Source organism: Streptomyces monticola, from assembly GCF_042665355.1.
Taxonomy (GTDB): Bacteria; Actinomycetota; Actinomycetes; order Streptomycetales; family Streptomycetaceae; genus Streptomyces; species Streptomyces monticola.
This window is the reverse complement of sequence record NZ_JBHTCF010000008.1, coordinates 54,018-76,162: the sequence shown is the minus strand read 5'-3', so window position 1 is coordinate 76,162 and position 22,145 is coordinate 54,018. Positions and strand designations below refer to the sequence as shown.

General features: G+C 69.0%; 17 protein-coding genes and 1 tRNA gene. 10 read left to right on the top strand and 8 right to left on the bottom strand.

What is annotated here, in order from left to right; genetic code table 11:
* The first annotated feature begins 78 nt into the window (after positions 1–78).
* From ACFQVC_RS19950 to ACFQVC_RS19935, 4 genes are read left to right on the top strand one after another with little or no spacing between them, the layout of a single operon-like run.
* On the top strand, positions 79–1,008 hold the full coding sequence (locus ACFQVC_RS19950) for a branched-chain amino acid ABC transporter permease (protein ID WP_381831849.1): 930 nt from the start codon (positions 79–81) through the stop codon (positions 1,006–1,008).
* 5 nt (positions 1,009–1,013) lie between these two features.
* Positions 1,014–2,804, top strand: a complete 1,791-nt coding sequence (locus ACFQVC_RS19945; RefSeq protein WP_381831848.1) for a branched-chain amino acid ABC transporter permease — start codon at positions 1,014–1,016, stop codon at positions 2,802–2,804.
* Between the two features lie 5 nt (positions 2,805–2,809).
* Entirely contained in the window at positions 2,810–3,697 is an 888-nt protein-coding gene (locus ACFQVC_RS19940; protein ID WP_381832368.1) for an ABC transporter ATP-binding protein, read from the top strand.
* Entirely contained in the window at positions 3,694–4,410 is a 717-nt protein-coding gene (locus ACFQVC_RS19935) for an ABC transporter ATP-binding protein (RefSeq protein ID WP_381831847.1), read from the top strand. The genes ACFQVC_RS19940 and ACFQVC_RS19935 overlap by 4 nt, the downstream gene beginning before the upstream one ends.
* A 294-nt stretch (positions 4,411–4,704) precedes the next feature.
* Here ACFQVC_RS19935 and ACFQVC_RS19930 read toward each other — a convergent pair whose 3' ends face one another.
* Positions 4,705–5,343 carry an ANTAR domain-containing response regulator gene (locus ACFQVC_RS19930; protein WP_381831846.1) on the bottom strand — a complete coding sequence of 213 codons (639 nt, stop codon included), beginning with the start codon at positions 5,341–5,343 and terminating at the stop codon, positions 4,705–4,707.
* Positions 5,344–5,445: 102 nt separating this feature from the next.
* Between ACFQVC_RS19930 and ACFQVC_RS19925 the strand changes: the two genes are divergently transcribed.
* The 3 genes from ACFQVC_RS19925 to ACFQVC_RS19915 all read left to right on the top strand — a co-directional run bounded on the left by ACFQVC_RS19925 (position 5,446) and on the right by ACFQVC_RS19915 (position 8,424).
* Positions 5,446–5,518 (top strand) — tRNA-Leu (locus ACFQVC_RS19925).
* 110 nt (positions 5,519–5,628) lie between these two features.
* Positions 5,629–6,372, top strand: coding sequence for a helix-turn-helix domain-containing protein (locus tag ACFQVC_RS19920; RefSeq protein WP_381831845.1), 744 nt, complete (start codon positions 5,629–5,631; stop codon positions 6,370–6,372).
* 120 nt (positions 6,373–6,492) lie between these two features.
* Positions 6,493–8,424 (top strand): alkyl/aryl-sulfatase, encoded by a 1,932-nt coding sequence (locus ACFQVC_RS19915; RefSeq protein WP_381831844.1) that lies wholly within the window; start codon positions 6,493–6,495, stop codon positions 8,422–8,424.
* 61 nt (positions 8,425–8,485) lie between these two features.
* Here ACFQVC_RS19915 and pyk read toward each other — a convergent pair whose 3' ends face one another.
* Together pyk and ACFQVC_RS19905 are read right to left on the bottom strand one after the other, a co-directional pair.
* Positions 8,486–9,928 (bottom strand): pyruvate kinase, encoded by a 1,443-nt coding sequence (gene pyk, locus ACFQVC_RS19910; protein ID WP_381831842.1) that lies wholly within the window; start codon positions 9,926–9,928, stop codon positions 8,486–8,488.
* A gap of 156 nt (positions 9,929–10,084) precedes the next feature.
* On the bottom strand, positions 10,085–10,792 hold the full coding sequence (locus ACFQVC_RS19905) for an SIMPL domain-containing protein (protein WP_381831841.1): 708 nt from the start codon (positions 10,790–10,792) through the stop codon (positions 10,085–10,087).
* Between the two features lie 153 nt (positions 10,793–10,945).
* Between ACFQVC_RS19905 and ACFQVC_RS19900 the strand changes: the two genes are divergently transcribed.
* Positions 10,946–12,775: a bifunctional metallophosphatase/5'-nucleotidase gene (locus ACFQVC_RS19900; RefSeq protein ID WP_381831840.1), complete on the top strand. Its 1,830-nt coding sequence runs from the start codon at positions 10,946–10,948 to the stop codon at positions 12,773–12,775.
* Complete coding sequence (locus tag ACFQVC_RS19895) at positions 12,776–13,171, top strand: hypothetical protein (protein WP_381831839.1); 396 nt, start codon at positions 12,776–12,778, stop codon at positions 13,169–13,171.
* Between the two features lie 12 nt (positions 13,172–13,183).
* Here ACFQVC_RS19895 and ACFQVC_RS19890 read toward each other — a convergent pair whose 3' ends face one another.
* The 5 genes from ACFQVC_RS19890 to ACFQVC_RS19870 form a co-directional block, all read right to left on the bottom strand.
* Positions 13,184–14,626, bottom strand: a complete 1,443-nt coding sequence (locus ACFQVC_RS19890; protein ID WP_381831838.1) for a lysine N(6)-hydroxylase/L-ornithine N(5)-oxygenase family protein — start codon at positions 14,624–14,626, stop codon at positions 13,184–13,186.
* Complete coding sequence (locus ACFQVC_RS19885; protein WP_381831837.1) at positions 14,623–15,987, bottom strand: pyridoxal phosphate-dependent decarboxylase family protein; 1,365 nt, start codon at positions 15,985–15,987, stop codon at positions 14,623–14,625. Before ACFQVC_RS19885 ends, ACFQVC_RS19890 begins: the two co-directional genes overlap by 4 nt.
* A gap of 388 nt (positions 15,988–16,375) precedes the next feature.
* Positions 16,376–18,889, bottom strand: a complete 2,514-nt coding sequence (gene pepN, locus ACFQVC_RS19880) for an aminopeptidase N (RefSeq protein ID WP_381831836.1) — start codon at positions 18,887–18,889, stop codon at positions 16,376–16,378.
* 90 nt (positions 18,890–18,979) lie between these two features.
* Positions 18,980–19,312: a chorismate mutase gene (locus tag ACFQVC_RS19875; protein WP_381831835.1), complete on the bottom strand. Its 333-nt coding sequence runs from the start codon at positions 19,310–19,312 to the stop codon at positions 18,980–18,982.
* Positions 19,313–19,322: 10 nt separating this feature from the next.
* Positions 19,323–20,207: a helix-turn-helix domain-containing protein gene (locus ACFQVC_RS19870; RefSeq protein ID WP_381831834.1), complete on the bottom strand. Its 885-nt coding sequence runs from the start codon at positions 20,205–20,207 to the stop codon at positions 19,323–19,325.
* 142 nt (positions 20,208–20,349) lie between these two features.
* Here ACFQVC_RS19870 and ACFQVC_RS19865 point away from each other — a divergent pair, with 142 nt between their 5' ends.
* Complete coding sequence (locus ACFQVC_RS19865; protein ID WP_381831832.1) at positions 20,350–22,107, top strand: glycoside hydrolase family 35 protein; 1,758 nt, start codon at positions 20,350–20,352, stop codon at positions 22,105–22,107.
* The last annotated feature ends 38 nt before the right edge of the window (positions 22,108–22,145 follow it).

Genomic DNA, 22,145 nt, shown 5'->3' with positions numbered 1-22,145 from the left:
ATTGACCCAGACCGCGCGGGAGCGCTACCAGCGCTCCCGCGCGGCGCCATATCCGAACCACTCCACGGAGGCCCTGCGGTGCACGAACTGCCGCAACAGCTGGCCAATGGACTCATCCTCGGCGCGATGTACGGACTCATCGCGATCGGCTACACGATGGTCTACGGCATCGTCCAGCTCATCAACTTCGCCCACGGCGAGATATTCATGATCGGAGGATTCGGCGCACTCACCGTCTACCTCCTGCTCCCCGAGGGCTTCTCCCTCATGGCCGCCATCCCACTCATGATCATCGGCGGCATGATCTGCTCCGTAGCCGTCGGCACCGCAGCCGAACGCTTCGCCTACCGGCCCCTGCGCGGCGCCCCACGCCTGGCCCCGCTCATCACCGCCATCGGCCTGTCCATCCTGCTCCAGCAAGCCGTCTGGAAGTGGTACCCCGACGCCAAGAAGGACCGCTCCTTCCCGCAGTTCGACGGAGACCCCTTCGACATCTTCGGCGCCAACATCCAGCGCGGCAGCCTCTTCGTCCTCATCGCCGCCCCCATCTGCATGATCGCCCTCGGGTTCTTCGTCAACAAAACCCGCGCAGGACGCGGCATGCAGGCCACCGCCCAAGACCCCGACACCGCCAAGCTGATGGGCATCAACACCGACCGCATCATCGTCATGGCCTTCGCCATCGGCGCCGCGTTCGCCGCCATCGCAGCCGTCGGATACGGCCTCCACAACGGCCAGGTCGGCTTCAAAATGGGCTTCATCCTCGGCCTCAAAGCCTTCACCGCCGCCGTACTCGGAGGCATCGGCAACATCTACGGAGCCATGCTCGGCGGCCTCGTCCTCGGCATCGCCGAATCCCTCGCCACCGGCTACATAGGCGACATCCCCGGCATGGAACTCTTCGGCGGCGGCGCCTGGAAGGACGTATGGGCATTCAGCCTCCTCATCCTCGTACTGCTGTTGAGACCACAAGGACTCCTCGGCGAACGCGTCGCGGATCGGGCGTGATACCCATGACCACCCACACCACCACCAAGGCCCACGCCCCGCTCATCCCCCTGCCCACAGGCGCAGCCCGCACCGGCGTCCTCGCCGGCGCCGCACTCGCCCTCATCGGCACCTTCCTCGCCTGGACCTGGACCGAGGAATTCCCCGGCGACCTCACCGTCACCGGCTACCCCGGCGGCCTCCAGGTCGTCACCCTCGTCGGCGCCCTGCTCACCCTGCTCTTCACCCTCTCCGGCATGGGCATCCGCGGCCTCACCTGGCTCACCCCCGGCGGCAAGAACAGCCCCGTACTGCTCACCGCCCTCGGCGTACTCGGCACCACCGGCTACGCCCTGGCCGCCATCTCCGCCCAGCTCGGCGGCATCGTCAACCTCGAACCCGGCGCCTGGGTCTCCGGCATCGGCGCACTCATCGCCGTCATCGCCGCCCTCGGTCTGCCCGCCGACGTGCCACGAGCCGAAACCGACACCACCGGCACCTGGGGACGCTTCAAGAACGCGCTCAAAGCACCCCCCGCGAGCCGCGCCAAGGAACTCCCCGCAAGCGTCGAAATCCTCATCATCACCGCCGCGTTCGGCACCGGGCTCTACATCTTCGCCTACGGCATCGACGCCTACTCCGAGCTCTTCGTCGGCTTCCTCATCACCACCGCACTCGGCGCCACCGCGCTCTTCCGCGCCGGCCTCGTCGACCGCCTCAACCGGCTCACCGCCAAACACCGCACCATCACCCTCACCGCGGCACTCATCGCCGCGGCCTGCTTCCCCTTCACCCAGACCGACGAGTCCTACGCCCTCATCGGCGCCAACATCCTGATCTTCGCCACCGTCGCCCTCGGCCTCAACGTCGTCGTCGGCCTCGCCGGACTCCTCGACCTCGGATACGTCGCCTTCCTCGGCGTCGGCGCCTACACCGCGGCCCTGGTCTCCGGCTCCCCGCAGTCCACCTTCGGCGTCCAGTTCCCCTTCTGGGCCGCCGTCCTCACCGGAGCCGCCGCCTCCCTCGTCTTCGGCGTCGTCATCGGCGCCCCCACCCTGCGGCTGCGCGGCGACTACCTCGCCATCGTCACCCTCGGCTTCGGCGAGATCTTCCGCATCACCATGAACAACCTCAACGGAAGCGCGGGACCCGACGTCACCAACGGCTCCCAGGGCATCCCCAACATTCCCGACCTCGAACTCTTCGGATTCAACTTCGGGACACCGCACGACATCGCCGGCTTCACCCTCGGCAGATCAGGCAACTACTACCTGCTGATGCTGCTCTTCACGGCCGTCGTCGTCATGGTCTTCCGCCGCTCCGGCGAATCCCGTATCGGCCGCGCCTGGGTCGCCGTCCGCGAGGACGAGACCGCCGCAACCGCCATGGGAATCAACGGATTCCGCGTGAAGCTCATCGCCTTCGCCCTGGGCGCCACCCTCGCCGGATTCGCCGGCACGGTCCAGGCCCACGTGTCCTACAGCATCACCCCCGAGCAGTACCTCTTCGCCAACACCGTCCCGCCCAACTCCGCCTTCCTCCTGGCGGCGGTCATCCTCGGCGGCATGGGCACCATCAGCGGCCCCCTCCTCGGCGCCGCACTGCTCTACCTCATCCCGGCCAAGCTCCAGTTCCTCGAGGACTTCCAGCTGATCCTCTTCGGACTCGCCCTCATCCTCCTGATGCGGTTCCGCCCCGAAGGACTCGTCGCCAACAAGCGCGCCCAGCTCGAATACCACGAAACCGGCCAACTCGACGTGCCAGAACAACGACTGCCCGACAGCACAGACGTCGGCACCGCCAAGGCGGGGGCGTGACCACCATGACCACCACAGCCACCACCGTCCTCGAAGCCAGCGGCGTCACCATGCGCTTCGGCGGCCTCACCGCCGTACGCTCCGTCGACCTCGCCGTCAACAGCGGCGAGATCGTCGGCCTCATCGGCCCCAACGGCGCAGGAAAGACCACCTTCTTCAACTGCCTCACCGGCCTCTACGTCCCCACCGAGGGCAAGGTCTCCTACAAAGGCACCGTCCTGCCGCCCAAGCCCCACCTCGTCACCAACGCCGGCATCGCCCGCACCTTCCAGAACATCCGGCTCTTCGCCAACATGACCGTCCTGGAAAACGTCCTCGTCGGCCGCCACACCCGCACCAAAGAAGGCCTCTGGTCGGCACTCCTGCGCGGACCCGGCTTCAAGAAAGCCGAAGCCGCATCCCACGAAAGGGCCATGGAACTCCTGGAGTTCATCGGCCTCGCCCACAAAGCCGACCACCTCGCCCGCAACCTCCCGTACGGCGAACAACGCAAACTCGAAATCGCCCGCGCCATGGCCAGCGAACCGGGACTCCTCCTCCTGGACGAGCCCACCGCCGGCATGAACCCCCAGGAAACCCGCGCCACCGAAGAACTCGTCCTCGCCATCCGCGACCAGGGCATCGCCGTCCTCGTCATCGAGCACGACATGCGGTTCATCTTCAACCTCTGCGACCGCGTCGCCGTCCTCGTACAGGGCGAGAAACTCGTCGAAGGAACCTCCGCGGTCGTCCAGGCCGACGAACGCGTCATCGCCGCCTACCTCGGCACCCCCTTCGAAGGCGCACCCGGCGACGAAGAAGTAGCCGAAGTCGAAGCCGCCGAGGCATCGGCCGGAACATCGGCCGCGGAAGAAGCACCCAGCACCAACTCCCGCACGGAGGAAGCCCAGTGACCGCACTGCTCGAGGTCGAGGACCTCAAGGTCGCCTACGGCAAGATCGAAGCCGTCAAGGGCATCTCCTTCAGCGTGGAAGCCGGCCAGGTCGTCACCCTCATCGGGACCAACGGCGCAGGCAAGACCACCACCCTGCGCACCCTCTCAGGCCTGCTCAAGCCACTCGCCGGGAAGATCACCTTCGAGGGGAAGCCACTCGCCGGCGTCCCCGCCCACAAGATCGTCGCCATGGGGCTCGCCCACTCCCCCGAAGGCCGGCACATCTTCCCCCGCCTCACCATCACCGACAACCTCCGCCTCGGCGCCTACCTCCGCGACGACAAGGACGGCATCGAGAAGGACATCCAGCGCGCCTACGACCTCTTCCCCATCCTCGGAGAACGAAGGAAACAAGCCGCAGGAACCCTCTCGGGCGGCGAGCAGCAAATGCTCGCCATGGGCCGCGCCCTCATGTCCCAGCCCAAGCTCCTCATGCTCGACGAACCCTCCATGGGCCTCTCCCCGATCATGATGCAGAAGATCATGGAGACCATCGCCGCACTCAAGGCCCAGGGCACCACCATCCTGCTCGTCGAACAGAACGCCCAAGCCGCGCTCTCCCTCGCCGACCACGGCCACGTCATGGAAATCGGCAGGATCGTCCTCTCCGGAACAGGACAGGACCTCCTGCACGACGAGTCCGTACGCAAGGCGTACCTCGGCGAGGACTAGGTCCTCTCTTTCGGATCAGCCCGGCTCTGTGGGGGCGGTGCCCTTTCGGGTGGCCCGAGCGGGGCCTGGTGCGTGCAGCTGCAAGGCGGAGGAGGGCGACAACGCGGAGCGTTGGCAACCGACGACAACGCCGCAGATGTGCGTCCAGGCCCCGCGACGCCGGGATGATCCGCAAGAGAGGGCCTAGGGCCGCGCCGCACACAGGAAGAGGCCCGTACCCCGCGCGTGAGCCGGGGTACGGGCCTCGCCCGTGCGTCTACAACTGCCGCGTACTCCTACGTGGCCTCTACTTGGCTACTTGGCCTTCTTCTCCTCGGAATCCTCGATCACAGCCTCCGCCACCTGCTGCATCGACATCCGACGGTCCATCGACGTCTTCTGGATCCACCGGAACGCGGCAGGCTCGCTCAAGCCGTACTCCGTCTGCAGAATCGACTTCGCCCGGTCCACCAGCTTCCGCGTCTCAAGGCGCTGCGAAAGGTCCGCGACCTCCTGCTCGAGCGCCTTCAACTCCGTGTACCGCGACACCGCCATCTCGATCGCCGGCACCACATCACCCTTGCTGAACGGCTTCACGAGATACGCCATCGCACCCGCGTCCCGCGCCCGCTCCACGAGGTCGCGCTGCGAGAACGCGGTGAGCATCAGCACGGGGGCGATCGACTCCTCCGTGATCTTCTCGGCCGCCGAGATGCCGTCGAGCACCGGCATCTTCACATCCAGGATCACCAGATCCGGACGGTGCTCACGGGCGAGCTCGATGGCCTTCTCACCGTCACCCGCCTCACCGACGACGGAGTAGCCCTCTTCCTCGAGCATCTCCTTCAGATCGAGGCGGATCAGCGCCTCGTCCTCGGCGATGACGACACGGGTCGTCAGCGGAGGCACGTGCGACTTGTCGTCATCGGGCTGGGGGGACTCGGGGGCGGTCACGGGGGCTCCTTGTTACGGGGCAGGAACTGCTTTCCAAGAGCCTACCTAGCTGCGGTAAGGTGGGGATGCGGCGGGTGACCAATAACCTTCGTTTCGCAGGAAGCCCCGGTAGCCCAGTGGCAGAGGCAATGGTCTCAAACACCATCAAGCGTGGGTTCGAATCCCACCCGGGGCACTTTTCGTTTAATTCTAAGGTCGCCAGCGAAACGTCTTGGATTCACCGGTTTACGTGAGTCAAGCCCCCACTTCCGGCACATCGACGCGCAGCCGACAAGGCTCGTGCACATGTACGACATCGGCACTCGCAGACGCGCCCTCGCCCTGGTCGCCCAGGGCCGCAGCCTGAACTCCGTCAGCAAAGAGACCGGGATATCGCGCGCTGCGATCAGCTCGTGGCTGGCACGCATCGAGCCGCTGCCCCGGATGCGGTCGGCGGACCCCGGGCCGCCTGTGGACGATGCGGCGTACTCGTACCTGCTGGGCCTGTATCTCGGCGACGGCTGCATCAGCCCGCACCCGCGCAAGGGCTACTACCTCCGTATCGCCTGCGCGGACGCATGGCCCGGCCTGATCGAGCTGTGCCGCGAAGCCATCACCGCTGTCCGGCCCGAGGTCGGCGTCCACCTGCTCCAGAGACAGGGCTACGTAGCGGTGACCAGCTACTACCGCCACTGGCCGCAAGTCTTCCCCCAGCACGCCCCCGGCAAGAAGCACGAGCGCAGGATCACCCTGGAGCCCTGGCAGCAGGCCATCGTCGACGCCCATCCGTGGGAGTTCATCCGCGGCCTCATCCACTCCGACGGCTGCCGGATCACGAACTGGACGACCCGACTCGTCGCCGGCGAGGTGAAGCGCTATGAGTACCCCCGGTACTTCTTCACCAACAAGTCGGCCGACATCATCGGCCTCTGCACCAAGACCCTGGACTCACTCGGAGTGCGGTGGAAGCGGTCCAACTCCGTGAACATCTCCGTCGCCCGCAAAGCCTCAGTAGCCCTCATGGACACCCACGTAGGCCCCAAGTACTGATCCCCCACGCGCCCCCGCCGATGTGACCCGTCACAGTCCACGGTCACCCCGCCAGGGACCCCTCCCAATTCGTGGCGGACTCGTTGACCGGGGTGTCGGGCCAGGGCGAGATTCGGGCGCATGAGTCCGATCAATCGCCGAGCATTCGTGACCGCCGCCGCGGCCGCCGTCAGCCTCAATCCCTGGACCGCCGCCGCGCATACGCATACCGGCAAGGAGAGCGCCGTGCCCACTGGCAGTGATTTCGCCGACGCCGAGCGCGGGTTCATCGGGAAGCTGGAGCCCGGGGTCGTGAAGGACGCCAAGGGGCGGGTCGTGTGGGACAACGACGCCTACGACTTCCTCAAGGGCGAGGCCCCCGATACGGCGAACGCGAGCCTGTGGCGGCAAGGCCGGCTCGCGGCCAAGCAGGGCCTTTTCAAGGTGACCGACCGGATCTATCAGGTGCGCGGGCTCGACCTGTCGAATATGACTCTGGTCGAGGGGGACGAAGGGGTCATCGTCATCGATCCGCTGATCTCCGCCGAGACCGCTGCCGCCGCCCTCGGGCTTTACCGCAAGCACCGGGGGGATCGAAAGGTCACCGCGCTTATTTACACCCACCCGCACGTGGATCACTTCGGGGGCTGCCGGGGCGTACTCCCCGATGCCGACGGGGCCGACGGGGCCGACGGGGCCGGCAACGGCGTTCCCGTGCTCGCGCCCGAGGGATTCATGGAGCATGCCGTTTCCGAGAATGTGTATGCCGGTACGGCGATGTCACGGCGGTCCGTCTACATGTACGGGGCGCAGCTGCCCAAAGGGCCGGAGGGGCAGATCGGTTGTGGGCTCGGGCAGCTGATTTCGACCGGCACCATCGGGCTCATTCCGCCCACCCGGTATGTCACCAGGACCGGGCAGGTCGAGACGTTGGACGGGGTGCGGATCGAGTTCCAGATGACGCCGGGTACCGAGGCCGCGGCGGAGATGAACTTTCTGTTCCCGGAGCTGCGGGCGGTGTGCATGGCGGAGAACGCGACGCACACGATGCACAACATCATCACGTTGCGGGGTGCGCAGGTGCGTGATGCGCGGCAGTGGGCGCGGTATCTGGGTGAGTCGATCGAGCTGTTCGGGGACGACAAGGCCGATGTGGCGTTCGCGTCGCATCACTGGCCGACCTGGGGGTCCGAGAACATCACCGGACTCCTCGGTGCGCAGCGGGATCTGTATGCCTACATGCATGACCAGACGTTGCGGCTGATCAATCAGGGACTTACGGGGCGGGAGATCGCCGAGGAGCTGGAGTTGCCGCCCGCGTTGGCGGATGTGTGGGCGAACAAGGGGTATTACGGGTCGCTGAGTCATAACGTGAAGGGGATCTATCAGCGGTACATGGGGTGGTTCGACGGGAATCCCGCGCATTTGTGGGAGCATCCGCCGGTCGCGGAGGCGAAGCGTTATGTATCGGCGATGGGCGGTCTGCGGGCGACCATCGGCAAAGCGCGGAGGTTCAGCGCCGAGGGTGATGTGCGGTTCGCGGCGACGTTGCTGAATCACTGTGTGTTCGCGAGGCCCGACAGCAGGCAGGCTCGTTCAGAACTGGCCCGGGTGTACGAGAAGTTGGCGTACGGCTGTGAGAACGCGGTGTGGCGGAATTTCTATCTCACGGGGGCGCAGGAGCTGCGTGTGGGGGTTGCGCAGCCGGATTCTTCGACCACGGGTGGCGACATGCTGATGGCGTTGTCGGTGGATCAGCTGATCGATTCGGTGGCGGTGCGGGTGAATGGCCCGAAGGCGTGGGATGTCGAGCTGTCGATGGACTGGGTGTTGCCTTCGCTCGGCAAGGTGTGGCATCTGCGGTTGGCGCATGGGGTGTTGACGTATCGCAGTGGTGCGGAGCGTGATCCGGGTGCGGGGGTGACGCTGACCATGACGAAGCCCCAGCTCCTTGGCCTGTTGGGCGGCAAGGGGCTGGGGGACATCGAGGTCGAGGGTGATGCGTCGTTGCTGCAGCGGCTGCTGGGTGTGGTGGACAAGCCGGATCCGGTGTTCGCGATCGTCACGCCGTAGCGACCGCGCCGTTGCGACGGCTCCGTAGCGCCCGTGGCGAGCCGTGGCGCCCCGTGGACGCTCAGGTCTGCTTGGGGCTGTCGTCCTCGCCGATGTGGTGGACGCGGACCAGGTTGGTGGAGCCGGGGACGCCGGGGGGTGAGCCGGCGGTGATGACGACGATGTCGCCCCGCTGGCAGCGGCCGATCTTCAGGAGTTGTTCGTCGACCTGGGCGACCATGGCGTCGGTGGATTCGACGTGGGGGCCGAGGAAGGTTTCCACGCCCCAGGTGAGGTTGAGCTGGGAGCGGGTGGCGGGGTCGGGGGTGAAGGCCAGGAGCGGGATCGGCGAGCGGTACCTGGAGAGCCGCTTCACCGTGTCTCCTGACTGGGTGAAGGCGACGAGGAACTTCGCGCCGAGGAAGTCGCCCATCTCGGCTGCGGCCCTGGCGACCGCTCCGCCCTGGGTGCGGGGCTTGCTGCGCTCGGTGATCGGGGGCAGGCCCTTGGCGAGGATGTCTTCCTCGGCGGCGGCGACGATGCGGGACATGGTCCTGACCGTCTCGATGGGGTATTTGCCGACGCTGGTTTCGCCGGAGAGCATCACGGCGTCGGTGCCGTCGATGACGGCGTTGGCGACGTCGGATGCCTCGGCGCGGGTGGGGCGGGAGTTGTCGATCATCGAGTCGAGCATCTGGGTGGCGACGATGACGGGCTTGGCGTTGCGCTTGGCGAGTTTGATGGCGCGCTTCTGGACGATCGGGACCTGCTCCAGGGGCATTTCGACGCCGAGGTCGCCGCGGGCGACCATGATGCCGTCGAAGGCGGCGACGATGTCTTCGATGTTGTCGACGGCCTGGGGCTTTTCGACCTTGGCGATGACGGGGAGGCGCCGGCCCTCTTCGCGCATGATGCGGTGGACGTCTTCGATGTCGCGTCCGCTGCGGACGAAGGAGAGGGCGATGATGTCGGCGCCGGTGCGCAGGGCCCAGCGGAGGTCTTCGACGTCCTTTTCCGACAGTGCGGGGACGGAGACGGCTACGCCGGGGAGGTTGAGGCCCTTGTGATCGGAGACCATGCCGCCTTCGATGACGGTGGTGTGGACGCGGGGGCCGTCGACCGCGGTGACTTCGAGGCTGACTTTGCCGTCGTCGACGAGGATGCGCTCGCCGGTGGTGACGTCTTCGTGGAGGCCGTCGTAGGTGGTGCCGCAGGTCTGGCGGTCGCCTTGGACGCCGTCTTCGACGGTGATGGTGAAGCTGTCGCCGCGTTCAAGGAATACGGGGCCTTCGCTGAAGCGTCCGAGTCGGATCTTCGGGCCTTGAAGGTCGGCGAGGATGCCGACGCTGCGGCCGGTTTCTTCGGCGGCCTTGCGTACGCGCTGGTAGCGCTCCTCGTGTTCGGCGTAGGTGCCGTGGCTGAGGTTGAAGCGGGCTACGTCCATTCCGGCTTCGACGAGTGCCTTGATCTGGTCGAAGGTGTCGGTGGCGGGGCCCAGGGTACAGACGATCTTTGCTCGGCGCATGGTTCGAGCCTAGGCCTTACCGGCGGGTAGAGAATTGGCCGAGCATGACTACTCAACAACCTTTGTGTGAAGGGTTATTGACAAGTGTTGAATTGTGCACTGGGGTGCTCATAGGAGCACCCCGGTGACTATTTCAGGGACATTCGCGACCGGTTGTCACAGCTGGGGCGGGACCATGGTGAAGCGGGCGTTGACGTGCGCGTGGACGGTCTGGCGTTCGGGTTCGAGGTCGAGGGCGGCGGCGGTCTCGGTGGCGCCGCCGTAGGCCGCGGAGCGCATCATGCCGCCGGGGGCGGGCGGGTAGGGCGGCGGGGCGTTGTCGGCGCCGATGTCGGCGAGTTCCACGAGGGCGTCGAGGCGGGTGCCGAGGGCGTCGGCGTATTCGCGGGCGCGCTGGACGGCTTCGTGGACGGCCTGGCGCCTGGCCTGGGCGTGGGCGGGCGAGTCGGGGCGCAGGGCCCACCAGGGGCCGTCGACGCGGGTGAGTTCGAGGTCGGCGAGGCGGGTGGTGAGTTCGCCGAGTGCGGTGAAGTCGGCGAGTTCGGCGGTGATGTGGACGCGCCCGTGGTAGGCGCGGACGCGTTCGCCGCGGCCCTTCTCGGTGAGCTGAGGGCTGAGGGTGAAGGAGCCGGTCTCGAGTTTCTCGACGGCTTCGCCGTAGGTCTTGATGAGGTCGAGGACGGTGGCGTTGCGGCGGGTGAGGTCGTCGAGTGCGTGGCGGCGGTCGCGGCCGCGGGCGGAGACGGTGATGCCGATGCGGGCGACTTCGGGGTCGACTTCGAGGCGGGCTTCGCCGCGGACGGCGACGCGGGGTGCGTCGGGGGTGCCGTAGGGGGTGTTCGGGGTGGTGGGGGTCGCGTCCATGCGGCCACTGTCGCACTGCGGGTGCGCGCGGGACAGTCACCGGATCGAAACGTGGGAGGTCTGTTGCGGGGGCGGCGGACGGGTCAGAATCTACGCGCGTTACGTCGTGCGCTGTCTACGCGCGTTACCACGGTCTACGGAGGAAGCTCACCCATGCCACTCAACCGCCGGAAGTTCCTGGGTACATCCGCTGTCACCGGTGTCGGCGCGGCCCTCGCGGGTGCGGCCGGCGCACCGTCCGCCGCGGCGGCGCCCGCAATCGGCCCGTCCGGTCATGACTCCGGCCGCGGGCACGGGAAGCGGTACTCCTTCACCGTGCTCGGCACCACCGATCTGCACGGCAATGTCTTCAACTGGGACTACTTCACGGACAAGGAGTTCGACGACAAGGCGCACAACGACGTGGGCCTGGCGAAGATATCGACGCTCGTGAACCAGGTCCGCGAGGAGAAGGGGCGGCGCAATACGCTGCTCATCGACGCGGGTGACACGATCCAGGGCACTCAACTGTCGTACTACTACGCGAAGATCGACCCGATCACGGCGGAGCGCGGTCCGGTGCATCCGATGGCCCAGGCGATGAACGCGATCGGTTATGACGCGGCGGCGCTCGGCAACCACGAGTTCAATTACGGCATTCCGGTGCTGCGGAAGTTCGAGGAGCAGTGCGACTTTCCGCTGCTCGGGGCGAACGCGCTCGACGCGAAGACCCAGCGGCCGGCTTTCCCGCCGTACAGCATGCACCGCCTTCGCACTCCGCACGGGCGTGCTGTGCGGGTCGCGGTCCTCGGTCTCACCAATCCGGGGATCGCGCTGTGGGACAAGGCGAACGTCCAGGGAAAGATGGTGTTTCCTGGGCTTGAGGAGCAGGCCGCGAAGTGGGTGCCGAAGCTGCGGTCGATGGGCGCCGACGTGGTGATCGTGTCGGCGCACAGTGGTTCGTCGGGGACGTCGTCGTACGGCGACCAGCTGCCGTACATCGAGAACGCGGCCGCTCTGGTGGCGGAGCAGGTGCCGGGGATCGACGCGATTCTGGTGGGGCATGCGCATACGGAGATCCCCGAGTATTTCGTGACGAACAAGGAGACCGGGAAGCGGGTGGTGCTTTCCGAGCCGTTGAAGTGGGGGCAGCGCCTTACGCTCTTCGATTTCGATCTGGTGTGGGCGAAGGGCCGCTGGACGGTCGAGAAGGTCGCGGCGAAGGTGCTCAACTCCAATGTGGTGGCGGAGGATCCGCGGATCACGGGGCTGCTCGGGGATGAGCACGAGAAGGTCGTGGCGTATGTGAACCAGGTGATCGGTACGTCGAAGGCGGCGATGTCGACGGCCGAGGGCCCGGTCAAGGATGTGCCGATCATCGATCTGATCAGCCATGTGCAGGCGGAGACGGTGAAGGCGGCGCTTGCGGGCGGTGAGTGGGCGAAGCTGCCGGTGCTTTCGCAGGCCTCGTGCTTCTCGCGTACGGCGGGTATTCCGGCGGGCGAGGTGACGATCAGGGACGCGGCGGGTCTCTATCCGTTCGAGAACACGCTGGAGGCGCGGCTGATCACGGGTGCGCAGCTGAAGGAGTATCTGGAGTATTCGGCACGCTATTACGTGCGGACGCCGGCGGGCGGTCCGGTGGATCCGGCGAAGCTGACGAACGCGGAGGGCATTCCGGACTACAACTACGACGCGGTGTACGGGGTTTCGTACGAGATCGATATCGCGAAGCCGGTGGGTTCGCGGATCGCGGGGCTGTCGTTCGACGGGAAGCCGGTGGCGGCTGACGCGCAGTTCGTGCTCGCCGTGAACAACTACCGGGCGAGCGGCGGCGGCAATTTCCCGCACGTGCCGGGGGCGAAGCAGTTGTGGGCGGACTCGGACGAGATCCGCAACACCATCATCACGTGGGTGCAGGAGAAGGGCACGATCGATCCGGCCGCGTTCGCGTCGGTGGAATGGAAGCTGACACGGGACGGGACGCCGGTGTTCACTGACTGAATGGACAGTGCGGAGGTCGAGTCGGCGCTGCAGCCGGTGCTGCGGGATCTGAAGGCGACGTGTGCGGTACGGCCGGTGGTGCGTACGGCTGAAGCGGACGGCTTGCCGGGGGTGTTCCTGTACGAACCGGACGGCTCGGGCCTGATGGTGACACCGGTCGAGTGGCTGCGTGACGGCGCCGAGCAGCTGGCCCATCTCGCCGAGCAGGCGCAGGAGTGGGCGGTGGAGGCGCTGTGGGGTGCGGGGCGCCCCGCGGTGTGGCCGCAGTGTCCCGCGCATCCGGACTCGCATCCGCTGGAAGCGGGAGTGCGTGGGGGCACGGCCGTGTGGTCGTGCCCCCGTGGCCGCGGGGTGTTCGCCGGGATCGGAGAGCTGGGGGACGCTGCGGGCCTTTGAGGCCGGGCGCCGTCAGCCCTTGAGGCGGACGAGGGTGCCGCGCTGCTGCCGGGCGTCGGCCTTGTGGGGGTCGTTGGCGTCCTGGGCGCCGATGCCGAAAGTGGTGAAGGCGGTGCGGGCCGGCAAGGGGTAAGGATTCTTCTCCGTGAGGGAGTTGAGGATTTGGGCCGCGCGCCAGGCGGCGAGGCCCAGGTCGGGGGCGCCGACGCCGTGGGTGTGGCGTTCGGCGTTCTGTACGTAGACGTTGCTGCCGGCGCCGGTCACGGACGGGTCGAGGACCAGGCGGTGCTGTGCGTCGATGCGGGGCCGTTCGCTCGCGTCGCGGCGGATGTAGGGGTCGAGCCCGGCGAGCATCTGGCCGAGGGGGCGTTCGCGGTAGCCGGTGGCGAGGACGACGGCGTCGGTGGTGAGCCGTGAGCGGGTGCCCTGCTGGAGGTGTTCCAGGTGGAGTTCGACCTTGGTGGTGGCGACGCGCCCGGCGGTGCGGACGCTGACGCCGGGGGTGAGGGTGGCGTCGGGCCAGCCGCCGTGCAGGGTGCGCTGGTAGAGCTCGTCGTGGATGGCGGCGATGGTGTCGGCGTCGATGCCCTTGTGGAGCTGCCACTGCTGGGGGACGAGCCGGTCGCGTACGGATTCGGGCAGGCCGTGGAAGTAGCGGGTGTAGTCGGGTGTGAAGTGTTCGAGGCCCAGCTTGGAGTACTCCATGGGCGCGAAGGCCTCGGTGCGGGCGAGCCAGTGCAGCTTCTCGCGGCCGGCGGGACGGGCCTTGAGCAGATCGAGGAAGACTTCGGCGCCGGACTGTCCCGAGCCGATGACGGTGATGTGCTCGGCGGCGAGCAGGCGTTCGCGTTCCTTGAGGTAGTCGGCGGAGTGGACGACGGGCACGGTGGGTGCTTCGGCGAGCGGCTTGAGGGGCTCGGGCACGTAGGGGGTGGTGCCCACGCCGAGGACGACGTTCTTGGCGTAGGTACGGCCGAGGGCGTCGGCTTCCCCCTCGGCGTCGAGCTGGGTGAAGTCGACCTCGAACAGGGCGCGTTCGCCGTTCCAGCGCACGGCGTCGACCTGGTGGCCGAAGTGCAGTCCGGGCAGGTTTTCGCTGACCCAGCGGCAGTAGGCGTCGTATTCGGCGCGCCGGATGTGGAAGCGCTCGGCGAAGTAGAACGGGAAGAGCCGGTCGATGGAGCGCAGATAGCTGAGGAACGACCAGGGGCTCGCGGGGTCGGCGAGGGTCACCAGGTCGGCGAGGAAGGGCACTTGGAGGGTGGCGCCGTCGATGAGGAGCCCGGGGTGCCAGTGGAAGGCGGGCCGCTGGTCGTAGAAGGCGGTGCTGAGGGGCTCGGGCAGGCCGTGGGCGAGGGCGGCGAGCGACAGGTTGAACGGGCCGATGCCGACGCCCACCAGATCGCGGGGCTCTTCGGTGGCGGGGGGCGGGGCGCTTGGGGGCGTGGCGCTCATCGGGGGGTGTGTCCTTCCACCAGTTTCAGGAGCCCGGCGAGGTCGGCGGGCTGTGTGTACGGATTGAGCAGGGTGGCTTTGAGCCAGAGCCGCCCGTCGAGGCGGGCCCGGCCGAGTACGGCGTGTCCTTCGGTGAGCAGCTGTCTGCGGATATGGGCCACGGCGGTGTCGTCGCTGTGCCGTGGCCGGAACAGGACGGTGCTGATGGTGGGTGCGGCGTGCAGCTCGAAGTGCGGGTGCGCGTCGATGAGCGCGGCGAACTCCGCGGCGGTCGCGCAGACTTGGTCGACGAGGGTGCCGATGCCGGTGCGGCCGAGTGCGCGCAGGGTGACGGCGACCTTGAGGATGTCGGGGCGGCGGGTGGTGCGCAGGGAGCGGCCGAGGAGGTCGGGCAGGCCGGCTTCGGTGTCGTCGTCGGCGTTGAGGTAGTCGGCACGGTGGGCGAGGGCCTCGCTCTCGTCGGGGTCGCGTACGGCGAGCAGTCCGGCGGCGACGGGTTGCCAGCCGAGCTTGTGCAGGTCGAGGGCGACGGTGTGGGCGCGGTCGAGGCCGTCGACGAGCGGGCGGTGACGGTCGCTGAACAGCAGCGGGCCGCCGTATGCGGCGTCGATGTGCAGCCGGGCGCCGTGCAGGTCGCAGAGGTCGGCGATCTGCGCGAGCGGGTCGATGAGTCCGGCGTCGGTGGTGCCCGCGGTGGCGGCGACGAGCAGCGGCTGGTGCAGCTGTGTCAGGGCTTCGTCGAGGGCGGCCGGGTCGAGGGTGCCCGCGGGTGCGGGCAGGGTGACGGGTTCGGGCAGGCCTAGCAGCCAGGCGGCGCGGTGCAGGGAGTGGTGGGCGTTCTCGCCGGCCAGCAGTTGTACGGGGCCGTGGTGTTCGCGGGCCAGGAGCAGGGCGAGCTGGTTGGCTTCGGTGGCGCCGGTGGTGACGAGTCCGGTGGCGCCCGGGTGTACGTGGGCGGCGAGTGCGGTGGTGACCAGCTCTTCGAGGGCGGAGGCCGCGGGTGCCTGGTCCCAGGAGTCCATCGAGGGGTTGAGTGCGGACGCGGCGAGGTCGGCGGCGGTGGCCACGGCGAGGGGCGGGCAGTGCAGGTGGGCGGCGCACAGCGGGTCGGCCGGGTCGGCGGCGCCGTGTGCGAGGAGGGTGGTCAGGGCGCGCAGGGCCTCCTCGGCGCCGGTGCCGTCCTCGGGCAGCGCGTCGCCGATGGTGTGGTGGACCTGGGCGGTGACGGCCGCGGGGCCGCCGGGCGGCAGGGGGCCGGGGCGGCTGCGGGCGCCTTCTTGCAGGGCGTCGAGGACGGTGGCGAGCAGAGGGCGCAGGTGGGTGGGGCCTGCGGGGCCGCCGGACAGGGGTGGGGTGGGCATCGGCGGTGGGTCCTTCGGGGGTGTGCGATGGTGCGGGCACCAGCCTGGACGTCGTGGTGGCGTGGTGTCCGTCAGCTCAACGAGCTGAACCCGAAAGTGGTACTGCCGTGCGGGGAGGGGGAGTTGGGCCACTCCCCTGGCCCGCCCCTTCCCTGCGGCGGCCCCGCCCCTTCCCTGCGGCGGCCCCGCCGCTTGCCTGCGGCTGCCGCGTAGGCGCTCCGCGGGAAGTCCGGTGTGACATCTGCGGGTGCGTCGTGGCTGGTCGCTCCCCCAAGCTCTCGGCTCCGCTCGAGCAGGGGGGACCCCCATCGCGGCGGAGCCGCATATCGATACAGCCCCGCGCCCCTTACGGGGCACGATGAACCGCGCCGGACCCCCCCGAAGCCGCCTAGGCGTTTCTGACCCTCAGTGCGCGTTCCAGGTCGTCGAGTTGGTCGGCGAGCTTGCGGCGCAGGCTCGGGGACGGGGCGCCGGTGGTGAGGCAGTCGCGGCCCAGGCGCAGGGTGTCCTGGGTCACCGCGACGCCGGGGAAGGCCCAGCGGCCTGCGGCGTCGGCGATGGCGGGGCCGCGGCGGGCGCCGACCTCGGTGGCGGCGGTGAAGTAGCGCGGGATGTAGTCGCGTACGAGATCGAGCTGCTCGGGCTGCCAGAATCCCTGGGCGGTGGCGGTGAACAGGTAGTTGGAGAGGGTGTCCCCTTCGAACATGGCCTGCCAGGCGGCGGACTTGGCCTGCGGGTCGGGCAGTGCGGCGCGGCAGCGGGCGGCGCCTTCCTGGCCGGTGGCGCTGGGGTCCTGGGCGAGTTCGGCCTCGATGACGGCGTCGTCGATGGCGCCGAGTACGGCGAGCCGGCCGAGGATGCGCCAGCGCAGTTCGGGGTCGAGTTCGGGGCCGCCCGGAACGCTGCCGGAGTCGAACCAGTCCCGGATGGTGTCGGGCTGGGCGGCGGCGGTGATGAAGTGGCGTACGGCGATCAGGCGCAGTCCCGCGTGGGAGCCGTCCTCGGTGCGGCGGATGAGGTCGCGGCACAGGTCGCTGAGGGTGGCGAGGGCGGCGGGGCGGTCGACGGCCGGCAGATAGCGGTCGGCGACCTGGGTGGCGGCGAAGGTGAGGACGCCCTGGACGAGGGCGAGGTCGGTTTCGGCGGGCAGATGGGCGCGGGCCGTCTCCAGGTAGTCGCCGGGGGCGAGCTGGCCGTCGCGGACCATGTCGCGCAGGGCGTTCCAGATGACGGCGCGGGTCAGGGGGTCGGGGATTCGGGACAGATCACGCAGGGCGGACTCTTCGGAGACCTCGTCGAAGCGCACCTTGGCGTAGGTGAGGTCGCCGTCGTTGAGGACGACGAGGGCCGGGCTCAGGCCGGGGCGGGTGTGCGGCGCGTCCTGGGGCAGGTCGAGTTCGAAGCGTTCGCGCAGGACGAGCCGGGTGCCGTCGACGAGGTCGCGGTCGTAGGCGCCGACGGTGACGCGGTGCGGGCGGCTGCCGTCGCGGGTGACGGTGAGCTGCCAGCCGCCGTCGGTGTCGGCGACGGCGGGGGTGAGGGTGTCGACTCCGGTGGTGCGCAGCCAGGACTCGGCCCAGGCGTGGACGTCGCGGTCGGTGCCGGCGGCGAGGCTGTCCAGGAAGTCGGCGAGGGTGGCGTTGGCGAACTTGTGCCGCTTGAAGTGGGTGTTGATACCGGCGATGAAGTCCTTCTCGCCGAGCCAGGCGACGAGTTGGCGCAGCGCGGAGGCGCCCTTGGCGTAGGAGATGCCGTCGAAGTTGAGCATCGCGGACGCGGTGTCGGGTACGAGTTCGGGGTCGGGGGCGACGGGGTGGGTGGAGGGCCGCTGGTCGGCGTCGTAGCCCCAGGCCTTGCGGGTGATGCCGAAGTCGGTCCAGGTGTCGGTGAAGCGGGTGGCTTCGGCGCAGGTCTGGTAGCCCATGTACTCGGCGAAGGACTCGTTCAGCCAGATGTCGTCCCACCAGGCCAGGGTGACCAGGTTGCCGAACCACATATGGGCCATCTCGTGGGCGATGACCATGGCGCGGGTCTGGCGTTCGGTGTCGGTGACGGCGGAGCGGTAGACGAACTCGTCGCGGAAGGTGACGAGCCCGGGGTTCTCCATGGCGCCGGCGTTGAACTCGGGCACGAAGGCCTGGTCGTAGGAGTCGAAGGGATAGGGCTCTTCGAACTTCTCGTGGTAGCGGTCGTAGCAGGCGCGGGTGATGTCGAGGAGTTCGGCGGCGTCGGCGTCGAGGAACGGGGCGAGGGAGCGGCGGCAGTGCAGGGCGAAGGGCAGGCCGCGGTACTCGGTGCGGATCGAGTGGTAGGGGCCTGCGGCGATCGCGGCGAGGTAGGTGGAGATGGGCGGGGTCTCGGCGATGGTCCAGCGGCCGGGTCCGTCCTGGGTGGCGATGCCGTTGCCGAGGACGGTCCACTCGGGCGGCGCGGTGACGGTGAACGCGAAGACGGCCTTGAGGTCGGGCTGGTCGAAGGCCGCGAAGACGCTCTGCGCGTCGTCCATGCACAGCTGGGTGTAGAGGTAGGTCTCACCGTCGGTGGGGTCGGTGAAGCGGTGCATGCCCTCGCCGGTACGGGAGTAGCTCAGCGCGGCGTCGACGTGCAGTTCGTGCGGGCCCGCGGTGAGGTTCTTCAGGGGCAGGCGGCCGCCGGTGAGGGTCTCGGGGTCGAGGGGGTGTCCGTCGAGGGCGGCGGAGCGCAGCTGGTCGGCCTCGGCCCTGAGCTCGACGAAGGTGTCGCCGTCCGCGAGGGCCGTGAAGTGGATCACGGTGCGGGAGGTGAAGGTTTCGGCGTCGGTGGTGGCGGTGGTGAGGTCCAGATGGACTTCGTACCGCTGTACGTCGATGAGCTTGGCTCGCGTTTGCGCTTCGTCGCGCGAAAGTACGGACATGAACCCCATGCTGCCTGATGGGGTTCTGCCGGCACAGAGCGAGATCCGTTGCCCGCACCGGGGCCCGGCTTTGCGAGCACCGCCGCCGGTGCGATGGCGTTACGAGCGGGCGATCGTCTCGTGGTGGCGGATGACCTCGGCGATGATGAAGTTGAGCAGCTTCTCCGCGAACGCCGGGTCGAGTTTGGCGCTTTCCGCGAGGGTGCGCAGGCGGGCGATCTGCTGGGACTCGCGGGCCGGGTCGGCGGGGGGCAGCTGGTGCTGGGCCTTGAGGTGGCCGACCTGCTGGGTGCACTTGAAGCGCTCGGCGAGCATATGGACGACGGCGGCGTCGATGTTGTCGATGCTGTCGCGCAGCCGGGCCAGCTCGGCGCGTACGGAGTCGGTGACGTCATCGTCGGGCTGACCGTTGTCGCTGTTCGTGATGCTCATGCGGATGAGCCTACGTGGCCGAGCGGAGCATGGGCGGATCGTCCGGGTCGGGTATCTGCTGGGACCAGCCGCCGGGCACGGCGCGGCCCTGCTGTTCGCGGAAGCGGACGGGGGCGACGCCGACACGGCGGGTGAACAGGCGGGAGAAGTAGGCGGGGTCGTCGTAGCCGACGCGGCGGGCGACGGCGGCGACGGGCAGTTCGGTGGCGGCGAGGAGTTCCTTGGCGCGGCCCAGGCGGATGCCGAGGAGGTAGTCCTTGGGGCTGCAGCCGGCGCCTCTGCGGACGGCGGTGCGCAGTTCGGCGGGGGTCATGCCGTGCCGGGCGGCGTGCTCGGCGACGGACAGGGGCTGGAAGGCGTCGCGGGCCAGGGCCTGCAGGACGGGGTCGCCGTCGGGGGCGATGTCGGCGCGGGCGCGGCGCAGGGCGACGAGGAGTTCATGGACGGCGGCGCCGGTCTCGACTTCGAGGAGTGGGTTGCCGCGGCGGGCGGCGCGGGCGATGCGGCCCACGCAGGCGCGCGGGCCCGCGGCGTCGGAGAGGGGGATGACGGGGCGGTCGGGTTCGATGTAGCCGAGTTCGGTGTAGGTGCTGGTGGCGGGTCCTGTGAAGTCGACGAAGGACTCGTCCCAGCCGGTGTCGGGGTCGGCGCCGTAGTGGTGCACGACGCCCGGGATGATCCAGATGAGGGCGGGCGCCGTGACGGTGGTGCGACGGCCGTCGGGGAGGGTGAACCAGCCGCTGCCGGAGTTGATGACGATGGCCACATGGTGGTCGAGCGCGCGGGGCCCGACGGTCGGCAGGGTGCCGTACTGGAGCCCGACGCCGAGGCAGACCAGGCCGAGGCGATGGTGGACGGGGCTGGGCGTGAAGTACCGCATCCACGTGTGATACATGCCTGCATGCCCCTTTCGCGCGGTTTATGAGTTCGAATGTTGTGTCCTTGTGTCCAAACAAGGCTGATCTTTGTCCATGGACCGGCTGCCCGCCAGGGGGTGAAGGTGAGGCGCACTGTGCACAAGGGGAAAGGCAGACCAGGTGGGCGAGTTTCGTGTCGGGGACGAGGAGTTCGAGCTGGACGGGCAGCCGGTGCGGCTGCTCTCCGGCGCTCTGCACTACTTCCGGGTGCACGAGGAGCAGTGGGGGCACCGGCTCGCGATGCTGCGGGCGATGGGCCTCAACTGTGTGGAGACATACGTGCCGTGGAATCTGCACGAGCCGCGCCCCGGTGAGACCCGGGACGTGGCGGCGCTCGGCCGGTTCCTCGACGCGGCGCACGCGGCGGGCCTGTGGGCGATCGTGCGCCCCGGCCCGTACATCTGCGCCGAGTGGGAGAACGGCGGTCTGCCGCACTGGCTGACGGGGGCGCTCGGCAGCCGGGTGCGCACCCGGGACCCGGAGTATCTCGCGCATGTGGAGCGCTGGTTCGGGGCGCTGCTGCCGCAGGTCGTGGAGCGGCAGACCGACCGCGGCGGCCCCGTGATCATGGTGCAGGTGGAGAACGAGTACGGCTCCTACGGCTCGGACCAGGTGTATCTGCGCCGCCTCACGGACCTGCTGCGCGAACTGGGCGTACGGGTACCGCTGTTCACCTCCGACGGGCCCGAGGACCACATGCTGACCGGCGGCTCGGTGCCGGGAGTCCTCGCCACGGCGAACTTCGGCTCACAGGCACGGTCGGGCTTCGCGACGCTGCGCCGCCATCAGCCCAAGGGCCCGCTGATGTGCATGGAGTTCTGGTGCGGCTGGTTCGATCACTGGGGCGCGGAGCACGTCGTGCGCGATCCCGCCGACGCGGCGGCGGCGCTGCGGGAGATCCTGGAGTGCGGCGCCTCGGTCAATCTGTACATGGCGCACGGCGGCACGAACTTCGCCGGGTGGGCGGGCGCGAACCGTGGCGGCGGCGATCTGCACGACGGCGCGCTGCTCCCGGACGTGACGTCGTACGACTATGACGCGCCGGTCGACGAGTACGGGCGGGCCACGGCGAAGTTCTGGGCGTTCCGTGAGGTGCTCGCGCGCTACGCGGACCGGCCGCTGCCCGAACTGCCGCCCACGCCACCGGCGTTGGAAGCACCGGCGACCGCCGCGATCGATACCTGGGTGCCTCTCGACGAGGTGACCGAGGCGCTGGGTGACGCCGAGCGCGAGTGCGGGGCGCCGCCCACCTTCGAGGACCTCGACGTGGATCGTGGCCTGGTCCGCTACCGCGTCGACGTGCCGGGGCCGCGGCAGCCCCATGCGCTGCGGGTACGAGGGCTTCGTGACCGCGCGGTGGTGTACGTCGACGGCGAGCGGGCCGGCGTGCTGACCGAGGACTCCCCCGCCCTGCCCGAGCCGGTGGCAGGCCCTGCCGCGGTCGAGCTGTGGGTGGAGTCCCTGGGCCGGGTCAACTACGGGCCGCTGCTCGCCGAGCCGAAGGGCATCACCGGCGGCGTACTGCACGAGCGGCAGTATCTGCACGGGGTACGGGCGGCGGGGCTGCGGCTCGACGCGTTCGAGGACACGGAGCGGGTACGGGGCCTGCTGCTCTCGGGGCGGGCCCCTGAAGGTGGCGCGGCCGGTCTCTACGGCGGCTCGGTCGAGGTGCGGGGCGCGGGCGACGCGGGGCTTGAACTCCCGGGTTTCACAAGGGGCTTCGCGTGGGTCAACGGGTTCTGCCTCGGGCGGTACTGGAGTGCCGGGCCACAGGAGTCGCTGTATGTGCCGGGGCCCGTGCTGCGGGAGGGGATGAACGACGTGTGGGTGCTCGAGGTGGAGGGGGCCGGGGCGGGGGCGTCGGTGCGGCTGGCATAGCACCCCCTCTCCCCCCTCGAACGCCGGAGGGGCTGATC